We start from the raw sequence: 11,397 nt of genomic DNA on the forward strand, positions 1-11,397 counted from the left end.
TCATCCACCATCGCCACGTCATACGGAGGTCTTTTCCACATGATCGACACCGCGTTGATCGACACCACGTCCGCCGCCGACACTACGTCCGTCGCCGACACCACGTCCGCCACGGCATCGGCATCCGTGCCCGGGTCCACGATGGCATATCCGGAATCGCGCGTGACGCCGTCCTCCCCGCCCACGGACGTCGTCTTCGATTTCTGCGGGGTTCTTCTCGATTGGAGATGCGACGCGTGTCTGCGCGGACACTGGCCGGACGATCTGGTCGATCGGATATGCGCCGACGACGATCCGTACGGCTTCTTCGAGTATGAGGGACGCATGGACCAGGGGCAGGACTACGCGCGGGTTCTGAAGGACTACGAAACCGAATTCGGCGCCGATATGGCGCGGGTATTCGCGTACTACATCGAGCATTACGCCGACTCGTTGCCCCGCCTGATACCGGGCATGGAGCAGCTGCTGCGGGATCTGCGCGAGCGGGGCATCGGCGTGTGGGGACTGACCAACTGGGCCAGGGAGACGTTCCCCGTCGCCTTCGAGAAGTTCCCCGTGCTCGCGGAGCTGCTGCGGGGGACCGTCGTGTCCGGCCGTGAGCGCGTGTACAAACCCCAGCGGGCCATCTACGATCTGACTGTCTCGCGGTTCCGTCTCGACCCGGCCCGCTGCCTGTTCCTCGACGACACTCCCCGCAACGTCGAGGGAGCCCGTGCCTGCGGGATGATGGCATGCGTATTCACCGACGCGTCGGCGGCCCGTCGTGAGATGCGTCTGCTGGGCGTCGACGTGTGAGGCGTCGCCCGTGGATGTCGGCGAGCGGGGACGCCGCCGGCGGGACGGGGACCCCGATGGTGGAATGGACGTTTCGCTGCGGGCGTCGCGCATATAGCCTAATCTTGGCCTATGACATTGCTGCAGCTCAAATACATCGTGAAGATCGTGGAATGCGGATCCATGAACGAGGCGTCGCATGAGTTGTACATATCCCAGCCCGCGTTGAGCTCATCCGTCAAGGAATTGGAGAACGAGCTCGGAATCGAGATATTCACGCGGTCCTCCCAGGGCATCACGCTGACGGTCGATGGCGCGGAGTTCATGTCCTATGCCAGGCAGGTTCTTGATCAGGCCGCGCTTCTGGAGGATCGGTACAAGAGCTCCCGTCCCCGCAAGCAGCTGTGCAGCGTGTCCACGCAGCACTACATGTTCGCCGTCGAAGCGTTCGTCGAGATGATCGGCTCCACCCATTCGGACGAGTACGAGTTCACCATCCGCGAGACGAGGACGCAGGACATCATCTCCCAGGTGGCGTCCATGCTTTCGGAGATCGGCATCATCTACCTCTCCGATTTCAATAAGGATGTGCTGGGCAAGCTTCTCCGGGAGAAGCATCTGGAGTTCCACCCACTGTTCAGGGCGGGTCTGCATGTGTTCATCTCACGCGACAATCCCCTTGCCGGCCGTCGTCAGGTGACGATGGACGATCTGCGGCCCTATCCGTTCATCAAATACGAGCAGGGCGAGAAGGGCAGCTTCTACTTCGCGGAGGAGGCCGTGTGGCCGGAGTACTCCCCCAAGCAGATCACCGTCACCGACAGGGCGACGATCCTCAACTTCATCATCGGGCTCAACGGCTACACGGTCTGCACGGGCATAGACAACGGCGACCTCAACAACGAGAAGATCGTCACCGTGCCCCTGCAGTCCGACGAGACGATGCTCGTGGGATGGATCAGCCATGAACGTTCACGCCTGTCCTCCTCGGCGCAGATGTACGTGGAGAAGCTCCGCGAGGTTCTGACGGCCCATGGGTATGATCTGATCGACTGACGGGTCGACGTTCAGCTTCTTCCGACGTCATCGCCCCTCGGCGCCGTATCGGGAAAGATACTCGTCCGCGCGTCGGATCAGATTCTCACCGACCACGGGATTCCCCCGGGAGTCGGTTATCGAGGCCGCCGCCGCGAAAAGCTCGCGGACGTTGGCGATGGGCAGCACGGGGAATCCGAACTCGTCCTCGACACTGCGCACCGCGGACCGTCCCGATTCGTCCGCACGTTCCATGCGGTCGACGGACAGCACAAGGCCGGCGATCCTCACGTCGGCCGCGGCCCTGAGCTTGGGGATGACCTCTCGCACCGCCGTTCCCGCGGTCATCACGTCATCGACGAGGAGGACGTTCATGCCGTCGCGCAGCGGCATGCCGACGAAGTCGCCGCCGTCCCCGTGGTCCTTGCGCTCCTTGCGGTCGAAGGTGTATCCCACGCCGTGCAGGGGTCCGTTCAGGGCCATCGCCGTCGACACCGCCAGGGGGATGCCCTTGTACGCCGGTCCGAAGATCGTGTCGATGTCCCCATGTATCTCGCCGGATTCCCGCGCGGCCAGCACGCGCTGGGCATAGAACTCGCCGAGTCGCGCGACGAGGGAGCCGGTGTCGAATGCCCCGGCGTTGATGAAGTACGGCGAGCGGCGTCCCGACTTCAGCGTGAAGTCGCCGAACCGCAACGCCCCCGCGTCAAGAAGGAAACGGGTGAAGCGCGCATGCGCCGTTTCCGCGCTGCCATAGTCGTTCGCAGCCGTGGTCGTGGTCGTATCGGTCATCTCCAGGTTCCTCCATTCGCCAGTCGACGCGCCAGTTCGGGCCGTGAGTCGAGCAGATCGTCGAGTTCGCGCGCCACCCTCAGCGGCGCAGTGGGATCGTACAGGGCAGCCGCCCCCACCTCCACGGCATTGGCGCCTGCATACAGATACTCCAGAGCCTTCTCCCCCGAATCGATTCCGCCTATGCCGATCAGCGGGATCGTGGGAAGCGCCTGACGCACGCGCCAGACGAATCCCAGGGCGATGGGGAATATGCAGGGGCCTGACACGCCTCCGGTACGGTTCGCCAGAATGGGCTCGCCCGTTCGAATGTCGATTCGCATGCCGACGATGGTGTTGATCAGGCTCAGCGCGTCCGCCCCCGAATCGACGGCCGCCCTGGCGATGGGAACGATGTCGGTCACGTTCGGGGAGAGCTTGACGGTCATCGGCTTGTCGGTGAGCCCGCGGAGCCGGACGATCAGACGTCCCAGCGCCACGGCATCGCTTCCCACGCTCATCCCGCCGTGACTGACGTTGGGGCAGCTCACGTTGATCTCCAGCATGTCCGCGGGAGAATCGTTCATCTTCGCGACGACCTCGGCGTAGTCGTCATCGCTGTGTCCCGCCACGTTGGTCACCACCGTGGCCCCCAGCTCCTTGAGCTTGGGCAGTTCGTCCACAAGATAATGGTCCACGCCGGGGTTCTGCAGACCGACGGAATTAACCGTTCCCGCTGGCGTCTCGGCGGTACGGGGAGACGGATTCCCCTCCCATGGAACGGGCGAGACCCCTTTGGTGCTGATGGCGCCCATCTGGCTCACGTCGTAGAACCATCGGCAGGCGGCCAGCTGGAACGTTCCCGACGCCGTCCCCACCGGGTTCTTCCACGGGACGCCCGCCACGATGGTGGGATGCCTCCACTGATGCGGTTCCAGAACATTCATCGATCGATCCGATTCCCGATCGTGCCCCCTCATGCCACGGCTCCTTCCGTCGTCGTCCATGTCGTCTCTCATGCCGTTCGTCCCGTTCGTTCTGTTCGTCCCGTCGTCCGCCACGTTGCCTTCCTCACCGTCCGCCTCCTATGCCATCTATGCCGTCGAGGTGGCCCCCCATTCAGGCCTCGATCCCCCACCCGAGCTGCTCGGTGGTGAAAACCGGGCCATCCGAACACACCTTGAGACGCCCCTGTGCCGTGTCGACGGTGCACACCACGCATGTGCCATAGCCGCAGCCCATTCTGGACTCCAGACTGAACTGGGCCGCTATGGAATGCCGTCTTGCCCAGGCGGCGACGGCCTTCATCATCGGCGTGGGGCCGCAGGACAGGATTACGGGCGGCAGCCCGTCATCGTCGAGGGAATCCTCAAGCCGGTCGAGCAAAGTGATGACGTTTCCCTCCGCGTTGGTGATGCTGGTGGCGCGTCCGACGAACGGGGAGACTATGGGATCGGCGAAGCGCGCGTCGCGATAGCCGAACACCGAGGTGACGCTCACGTCGTCGCGGCCGCTGAGATGCTGGGCCGCATAGATCAGCGGCGGGACTCCCAGCCCTCCGCCCACAAGAAGATAATGGGCGCCTGCGCGCAGGTCATAGGATTTCCCGAGCGGCCCCATCACGTCGATCCCGTCTCCGGCGCGCAGATGGGAGAATTCCTCGGTCCCCTTCCCCACGACCGCGTATATGACCGACACCTCGTCTCCATCGGTGGAGCACACGCCCAGAGGTCGGGGCATCAGACGGAGGGGATTGGACGAGTAGAGGGTGACGAACTGCGCGGGCTTCGCGTGCCGAGCGATGTAGTCGTCGCGGAAGGTCAGCCGGTAGACGCCCTGCGTGAGGCGTTCGGAGGAGACGACCTCGGCATGCCGGCGTCCGGGGAACCGTCCGGCGTCCGTGGCACGGCTGGTGACGTCGTATGCACTGGCGGTTGTGTGTGGCATGGTTCGATGGTCCTCTCCCTAGATTTCGTGGTGTCTGCTGCGTGTCGTCGTCCGCGTCATTCGACCATCGTCATGCGAGCGCGGCCCTGATCTCGTCCCGCATCGAGATGGCCGCTTCGCGGGCGCAGCGGGATACGACGGCGAGGATCTCCTCCACGCCCATGGACGGGTCGAGCGTCTGCCCGTGCCGCCACGCTCCGATGATCCCCCGGGATGAGTTGACGATCGCCCCCGATCCCCGATCATCGAACATGGGGGCGATGTCATGGGCCGTGCCGCCCTGGGCGCCGTATCCCGGCACAAGGAAGAACGTGTGGGGCATGCGGCGGCGCAGGCGGGCGCCTTCGTCGCTGTGCGTGGCGCCGACGACGGCGCCCAGACGCGAGTATCCGTGATCCCCTATGGTGTCGCTCCCCCAGTCGGACACGAGGTCGGCGACGTGTTCGTACAGACGATGTCCGTCCTGGAGAAGGCATTCCTGGACGTCGTCGCTGGAGGGGTTCGACGTGCGCACCAGAGCGAATGCGTCCTTGTCGTGGTCGCGTGCGGCCGTGACGAAGGGGATGATGCCGTCCGATCCCAGATAGGGATTGACGGTCACCGCATCCTCATGCCACACGTCGATGGCGTCGCCGCCCGGACTGACGGGCAGCCCGGACAGATGCGCGGCGTACGCCTGGGCCGTGGATCCGATGTCCCCGCGTTTGACGTCACCGATGACGTACAACCCTCTGCTCCTCGCATAGCCGCAGGTCATGGCGTAGGCATCGAGACCCGCGGGACCCAGAGCCTCGTACATGGCGATCTGCGGCTTGACCGCGGGAACCACGTCCGCGATCGCGTCGATGATGGCCCGGTTGAACTCCATGTATGCCACGGCCAGTCTTTCGGTCGGAAGCTCCGACGCGTCGACCTCCCGGGCGACCTCCGGCTCAAGCGCCGTGACAAGGCAGTCGGGAACGACGTGGGGTGTGGGGTCGAGTCCGACCACGCTCGGGTTGTCCGCGGCCTCTATCGCGTCGATAAGACGATCCATGTGCTGCCGTTTCCTCTCTTGGTGTCGTTCTGGCGGTGTCGTGCCGGCGGTGTCGTGCCGGGTGGTTCGGGGTCAGTCGTTCGGGGTCAATGGGTGAGCGCGCAGTACACCAGACGCGATCCGATGATGGTGGCCATCGCCCGTCCGGTGACGGTCCATCCGTCGAAGGGGGTGTTGCGGGCTCTGGACCGGAAGCGTGCGGCATCGATGGTCCAGGGGTGCGAGACGTCCAGAATCGTGAGATCAACGGCCTCGGGATGCTCGACGTGGGAGAGGTCGAGCACGCGATGCGTGGCGCAGGGACTTGAGGTGGTGAGCAGCGCCGCCACATCGGTGGACGCATGACCCATCAGATGATTGGGTGCGAGGGACATGAGCTCGATCAGCCGCGCGTCGTCGATGTATCCTCCCCCGACGAGCACCGTGCGGCAGACTCCATAGGCGGTCTCCAGCCCGATCACCCCGTTGGGCGCGTCGAGCATGCCCCCGCCCTTCTGCTCCACGGTGTGCGGCGCATGGTCGGTGGCGATCATGTCCACCGTCCCATCGGCGACGGCGGCGATGGTTGCCTGACGGTCCGCGGCCGATCTGAGGGGAGGGTTCATCTTGGCCAATGGGCCGTATTTCTCCACGTCCTCATCGCACAGGGCCAGATAGTGTGGTGCGGTCTCGCAGGTTATGGGAACGCCCTGGGACTTGGCCTCGCGGATGAGGTCGAAGGATCTCGCCGTGCTCACGTGCTGAAGATGGATATGGGCTCCGGTGCGCCGGGCCGCGTCGATGTCGCGTTCGATGATGGACGTCTCTGTCTCGGGGGGTATCCCCTCGAATCCCAGCCGTCGACTGACCTCGCCGTCGGTCATGACGCCGGAGTCATGATGCTCGCAATGATCCGATATGGGGATCCCCGCGGCCAGGGCATTCGCCATCGTCGCGTCGAGGAGGGCGTCCGGAACCGTCGCCCCATCGTCGCTGATCGCCCTGATGGGATGATCGAGCGCGGCCGCGCCGTCCCGTGCGTCCCGCGTGGCGGAAGAGGGCGGGACCAGATACCGCGACCAGTCGGAAAGCCGTGTCGGCTCCCTCCCCTGGCGTCCCAGGGACGCGCACACGGTCAGGTCGTAGCGCACGGGAAGAGGATGATGGGTCCTCTCGTAGGTTTCGAGGTAATCCAGCACGGTGTCGCACCCCTGGCTGCGCACCTCGTCAGCGCCGGTCATGCCGTCTCGGACGGTGGTGCCATCCGCCGCGGGGAGGGTGTTGGGCATGACCAGGACACGGGTGTATCCGCCGGCGGCCGCGGCGCGGGCCCCAGTCTCCATCGTCTCCTTGTCGGTCTGTCCGGGATCGCGGAAATGCACGTGGGGATCGGCGAGTCCGGGAGCCACCGTGAGATCCGAGGCGTCGATCACCGAGTCCCGGCCCATGGGGGTGTCGAGCATCGCGCGCTCGGCGTCCACGCCGGGCAGAACGAGGTCGATGCGCTCGCCGGTGTTCCACACGCGGATGTCCGTCAGAGTTATGCCCATGGTCAGAGCTTCGCCTCCTCGTCGCAGTAGTCGCACCGGTACTCCTGACGTTCGGAGTGCGCCAGATGGAAGCGCTGATGGATTCCGGGCTCCGTCGTCGTCACGCATCGGGGATTCACGCAGGTGATCACGTCGACGACGTGCTCGGGAGACTTCGGCTTGGATTTGCGCACGATTCTGCCTCCGCGCACGATGTCGACCGTCGCCTGACGCGCCACGAAGCCCAGCACGTCCAGATCGATGTCCGCGTCATCCTCGATTTTGATGATGTCCTTGCTTCCGAAGCGGCGGCTGGACGCGTTCATGATCAGAGCCAGACGCGTGGTCGAGGGATTGATGCGCAGATACCGCAGAACCGTCAGTGCCGTTCCCGCCGGCACGTGGTCGATGATCACGCCATCGCGGATGCTGGTGACCTCCATCAGATTCCCACCTTTCCCGACAGTGGACGCGCGGGTTCGTACCCGGCGAGATCGTCGCCCACCACCATGCTCTCCAACGCCATGCGCACGAGCATGCCGTTGCGCACCTGATCGAAGTACGCCGCGCGTGGATCGGAGTCGACCTCGACGGCTATCTCGTTGACGCGGGGAAGGGGATGGAGCACGGCCATGTCCGGCTTCGACATCGCGAGCTTCGCCTCGTCGAGGATGTAGGTGTCGCGCAGGCGCAGGTAGTCGTCCTCGTTGAAGAAGCGCTCCTTCTGGACCCTCGTCATGTAGAGGACGTCGAGATCGCCGATAACCGCCGTGAGATCCCGCACCTCCGTGTATGAGCATGAGGGCGTCGCGTCGATGCGGTCGAGAACGTACTGGGGCGTCGTGAGCTCCTCCGGGCTGATGAGGACGAAGTGCACGTCTCCGAACCGGCACAGCGTCTCGATGAGGGAGTGCACCGTGCGACCGAAGGTCAGATCGCCGCATAGGCCGACGGTGAGGTCGGTGATCCTTCCGAAGCGGGACCGCAGCGTCGCGAGATCCGCCAGAGTCTGGGTGGGATGCATGTGTCCGCCGTCCCCGGCGTTGATGACCGGAACCCGTGACGCCTCGGCGGCCACCAGGGCCGCCCCCTCCTTGGGGTGTCTGATCGCCACCACGTCGGCGTAGTTCGACACCGTCTTGAGGGTGTCGCTGATGGACTCGCCCTTGGTCACCGAGGCCAGCTGGGCGCCGGCGAAGCCGATGACCTTCCCTCCCAGACGAAGCATCGCGGTTTCGAAGCTCAGGCGCGTGCGGGTGCTGGGCTCGTAGAACAGCGTCGCCAGGACACGGCCATCGCATGTGTGGGACACCTCGGCGCGGTGGGCGTCGATGTATCCCGCCCTGTCAAGGATGTCCTGGATGTCAGTGGTGGACATGTCGTCGAGCGTGACGATGCTATGCCCTTCCAGAGAGCTTGTGGAACGGGGTGTCACGCGAGGGGACTCGCTAGGGATTTCAGCGGACATTGCGCACCTTTCCGAATAAGGTGGCCGTTGCGTTGCGACCTAGCCAACTTTAGGCCGATACGATGACAACGCAGTCAGCTCGCGCGGCGCAGCGACGAGACGGCCTTCCGCAGCAGCGCGAGGACGGATCGGAACCACCGGCGCGTGACGTCCGAGGACCGGGATGACGGAGGGCTCAGAGGACATCCCGCGCATATGAGCGACCCCGGGTCGGGCGAGCAGGATCCCCATGAGCATGGAGCCGATGCGTCATCCGTGGTCGGCGGCGTCGGCGATCGTCCCGTGTCGGCCGTATGCCGCGCGACCATCGCCACGAAGTCGCGTGGCAGACCGAGCCGGCGGGCGCAGGCGTCGATTCCGAAGCCGGAGGACAGCATCCGCGCTATCGCGTCGACGACGGAACCGTCAGCCGTAGGCCGCGTCGCCGATGTGTGCCGGAAGCCCCTCCTTCTCGACGTCGATTTCATCACGCCATCTCCCGTTCCCGTCATAGCACCAGACGGAGGAGCTGGAAGGCGGCCATCGCGAGAGCGTAGGCGACGACGAGACCCAGAACGACGGTGGCGCCCATGACGCGCGTTCCGAACTGTCGTCTCAGTTCGGCCACCGTGGCCAGACAGGGCGTGTACGCCAGGACGAACAGGAGGAATGCGATGGCCGTCGCGCGTCCATGGCCGTCGGATGAGGCGTCGAACGACCGTCTGATGGACTCGCCCAGGGTTCCCCCGCTCTGATCGGTCTGCGACGAGGAGTCGTCCTCGTCGATGTTGTAGGACTGCGACATCGAGCCCACGACGACCTCCTTCGCGACGAATCCGGTGATCAGCGCGGCCGAGGCGTGCCAGTCGTCGAATCCCGCGGGGGCGAATACGGGGGCCACGGCGTCGGCGACCGTGCCATAGAGGGAATCGTGCACGTCCTCGACGTCCCCGAAGGACCCGGCGCCTGCCGTGGCGGGAATGCCCTGCAGAAGCCACATGAGGACGATCACCGTCACGATGATGCCGCTCGCCCCACGGATGAAGCCCCATAGGCGCGTTCCGACGGATCGCAGCGTCGTGACGGCTTTGGGCATCTGATAGGAGGGCAGGCTCATGGCGAAGGGCTCGGGACGCAGCCCGTGGAACACCGTGTGCCGGAGCGCCACCCCCACGAGGAGGATGAGAAGTATGGACGCCACGTACATGAGGAAGATGACCAGACCCGCGTTCCGTTGGAAGAAGGCGTATGCGAGGACCATATACACCGAGAGGCGGGCCGAGCAGGACGTGAACGGTATGAGCATCCCGACGAGGATCCTCTGCCGCGAGTCCTCGAGGGACCGGGTGGCCGCCAGGGCGGGGAGGTTGCATCCGAATCCCACGACGATGGGGAGGAACGCCTTGCCGTCCAGTCCCAGAGCCCGCATGGCCCTGTCCATGACGAAGGCCGCCCTGGCGAGATAGCCGGAATCCTCGAGTATGGAGAGAAGAAGGAACATGATGCCCATCGGCGGGATGAACGTCGCCACCGATATCACCCCATCGAGGACGCCGTCGACGATAAGCGAGTGCGGCCATCCGGACAGAGCCTGAGGTCCGCCCAGCGAGAACAGGCCTTCCACCCCGGCGGTGAGCCAGGCCCGCAGCGTCACGTCGATCCAGTCCTGGATGGGACCGGCCACGGTGGTCGTCGCCTCGAAAACGATGTACATCACGACGAGAAAGGCGGGAATGCCGAACCAGGGGCTCAGCAGAAGCGCGTCGATGCGGTCGGATGCGGTGACGCGAGGCGGTCGTGTCGATGATGTACGCGAGAGTATGCCCGCGACCCAATCGAATCGTCGGTCGGCGTTCGACCGTACCCATGAGGACAGTCCCTCCTCGGAGGGGACGTGGCCGTCGGCCTGCGTGACGGAACTCCTTGCCAGCCCCCGCTCGATGGCGTCCTCCAGCTCGGGCAGGCCCGCACCGGTGCGTCCATCCACCTCCACGACGTCGACGCCCCCCAGAGCCTTCGACAGTGCGGACGGATCGATTCCGCATGACCGGCGGCGCGCCAGATCGTTCATGGTGAGGGCCACGACCAGAGGGACTCCGATCTCGCGCACCATGGACAGCAGATACAGCGATCGCGACATGCTTGTCGCATCGAGGACGGCGACCATGAGGTCCGGGCGCGGCGCGCCGTCGAGTCCCAGAACCGCCTTCGACGTGACCTTCTCGTCGGGCGACATCGGAAGCAGTGAGTATGTGCCGGGGGTGTCGATGACGTTCCAGTGTCCGTCATGGCGGGCGAGCGTGCCGTATTCGAGAAGAACGGTGGTCCCGGGCGCGTTCATCACTCGCGCGTGCATGCCGAGCATGGCGTTGAACAGTGATGATTTACCCACGTTGGGATTGCCTACGAGGACGATCCGCCTTTCCGCCGCATGGCCGTTCCGTGCGGGGGCATCGTCCCGGCGGGCGGATGGGGAGCCTGCGGACTGCGACGGAGGCTCGACGGCGGATGGCCGTGACTCGCAATAGGGGCATTCTCTGGACATGTCGCTCAGATTCGGGCCGCGCCGCGGACGATGATGGTGCGGGCGGTGGCCGAATCCAGCGCGATCCGCTCGGAGCCTCTGGCCAGCACGCGTCCCCCGAACGCGCAGCGCTGGATGACGCGCACATGCTGACCGGGACGCAGACCCAGTTCCGATAGCCTGAACCGGTGGCCGTCGTCAAGACGCACCGAGTCGATGACATGGTCCTCGTGAAGCGGGCAGGAGGATACGCTCATGGTCGTCATGGGATGAGGCGATGCGATATTTATCACAAAAAATCATTATGCGAGTGATTGACCGTAAAAACAAGACTTGCTTTCCATGTTTTCCGGAC

At 64.9% G+C, this 11,397-nt stretch carries 12 protein-coding genes; 2 read left to right on the top strand and 10 right to left on the bottom strand.

The genetic code is table 11. The features are described 5' to 3' along the window. Positions 1 to 141 precede the first annotated feature (141 nt). Both BMIN_RS06550 and BMIN_RS06555 read left to right on the top strand, forming a co-directional pair. A complete protein-coding gene (locus BMIN_RS06550) occupies positions 142 to 795 on the top strand; it encodes an HAD family hydrolase (RefSeq protein ID WP_033395342.1) in 654 nt (217 codons plus the stop codon). 111 nt (positions 796 to 906) lie between these two features. Next, positions 907 to 1,830 (top strand): LysR family transcriptional regulator, encoded by a 924-nt coding sequence (locus BMIN_RS06555; protein WP_022860686.1) that lies wholly within the window; start codon positions 907 to 909, stop codon positions 1,828 to 1,830. Between the two features lie 27 nt (positions 1,831 to 1,857). Here BMIN_RS06555 and pyrE read toward each other — a convergent pair whose 3' ends face one another. From pyrE to BMIN_RS06605, 10 genes are all read right to left on the bottom strand, one after another. Next, entirely contained in the window at positions 1,858 to 2,601 is a 744-nt protein-coding gene (gene pyrE / locus BMIN_RS06560) for an orotate phosphoribosyltransferase (protein ID WP_022860687.1), read from the bottom strand. Next, the gene (locus tag BMIN_RS06565; protein WP_051126256.1) at positions 2,598 to 3,560 is read right to left on the bottom strand and encodes a dihydroorotate dehydrogenase; all 963 of its coding nucleotides are present in this window, start codon (positions 3,558 to 3,560) and stop codon (positions 2,598 to 2,600) included. Before BMIN_RS06565 ends, pyrE begins: the two co-directional genes overlap by 4 nt. 139 nt (positions 3,561 to 3,699) lie before the next feature. Then, positions 3,700 to 4,527: a dihydroorotate dehydrogenase electron transfer subunit gene (locus tag BMIN_RS06570; RefSeq protein ID WP_022860689.1), complete on the bottom strand. Its 828-nt coding sequence runs from the start codon at positions 4,525 to 4,527 to the stop codon at positions 3,700 to 3,702. A gap of 70 nt (positions 4,528 to 4,597) precedes the next feature. After that, positions 4,598 to 5,563: an orotidine-5'-phosphate decarboxylase gene (pyrF, locus tag BMIN_RS06575; protein WP_022860690.1), complete on the bottom strand. Its 966-nt coding sequence runs from the start codon at positions 5,561 to 5,563 to the stop codon at positions 4,598 to 4,600. 86 nt (positions 5,564 to 5,649) lie between these two features. After that, complete coding sequence (locus BMIN_RS06580) at positions 5,650 to 7,092, bottom strand: dihydroorotase (protein ID WP_022860691.1); 1,443 nt, start codon at positions 7,090 to 7,092, stop codon at positions 5,650 to 5,652. A 2-nt stretch (positions 7,093 to 7,094) separates the two neighbouring features. Then, complete coding sequence (locus BMIN_RS06585; RefSeq protein ID WP_022860692.1) at positions 7,095 to 7,514, bottom strand: aspartate carbamoyltransferase regulatory subunit; 420 nt, start codon at positions 7,512 to 7,514, stop codon at positions 7,095 to 7,097. Continuing rightward, positions 7,514 to 8,482, bottom strand: a complete 969-nt coding sequence (gene pyrB, locus BMIN_RS06590) for an aspartate carbamoyltransferase (protein WP_026647345.1) — start codon at positions 8,480 to 8,482, stop codon at positions 7,514 to 7,516. Before pyrB ends, BMIN_RS06585 begins: the two co-directional genes overlap by 1 nt. Before the next feature lie 131 nt (positions 8,483 to 8,613). Then, complete coding sequence (locus tag BMIN_RS08100; RefSeq protein WP_022860694.1) at positions 8,614 to 9,030, bottom strand: hypothetical protein; 417 nt, start codon at positions 9,028 to 9,030, stop codon at positions 8,614 to 8,616. Next, on the bottom strand, positions 9,027 to 11,063 hold the full coding sequence (feoB, locus tag BMIN_RS06600; RefSeq protein ID WP_022860695.1) for a ferrous iron transport protein B: 2,037 nt from the start codon (positions 11,061 to 11,063) through the stop codon (positions 9,027 to 9,029). Before feoB ends, BMIN_RS08100 begins: the two co-directional genes overlap by 4 nt. Positions 11,064 to 11,068: 5 nt before the next feature. After that, a complete protein-coding gene (locus BMIN_RS06605; protein ID WP_238565636.1) occupies positions 11,069 to 11,335 on the bottom strand; it encodes a FeoA family protein in 267 nt (88 codons plus the stop codon). Positions 11,336 to 11,397: the final 62 nt, after the last annotated feature.

Source organism: Bifidobacterium minimum (assembly GCF_000741645.1).
GTDB classification, from domain to species: Bacteria; Actinomycetota; Actinomycetes; order Actinomycetales; family Bifidobacteriaceae; genus Bifidobacterium; species Bifidobacterium minimum.

Coding starts and splice junctions, on each gene's coding strand:
- BMIN_RS06580 (WP_022860691.1), bottom strand. CDS start 7,092: ATGGGCATAACTCTGACGGACATCCGCGTGTGGAACACCGGCGAGCGC.
- pyrE (WP_022860687.1), bottom strand. CDS start 2,601: ATGACCGATACGACCACGACCACGGCTGCGAACGACTATGGCAGCGCG.
- pyrF (WP_022860690.1), bottom strand. CDS start 5,563: ATGGATCGTCTTATCGACGCGATAGAGGCCGCGGACAACCCGAGCGTG.
- BMIN_RS08100 (WP_022860694.1), bottom strand. CDS start 9,030: ATGACGGGAACGGGAGATGGCGTGATGAAATCGACGTCGAGAAGGAGG.
- BMIN_RS06550 (WP_033395342.1), top strand. CDS start 142: ATGGCATATCCGGAATCGCGCGTGACGCCGTCCTCCCCGCCCACGGAC.
- BMIN_RS06565 (WP_051126256.1), bottom strand. CDS start 3,560: ATGAGGGGGCACGATCGGGAATCGGATCGATCGATGAATGTTCTGGAA.
- BMIN_RS06585 (WP_022860692.1), bottom strand. CDS start 7,514: ATGGAGGTCACCAGCATCCGCGATGGCGTGATCATCGACCACGTGCCG.
- BMIN_RS06555 (WP_022860686.1), top strand. CDS start 907: ATGACATTGCTGCAGCTCAAATACATCGTGAAGATCGTGGAATGCGGA.
- BMIN_RS06570 (WP_022860689.1), bottom strand. CDS start 4,527: ATGCCACACACAACCGCCAGTGCATACGACGTCACCAGCCGTGCCACG.
- feoB (WP_022860695.1), bottom strand. CDS start 11,063: ATGTCCAGAGAATGCCCCTATTGCGAGTCACGGCCATCCGCCGTCGAG.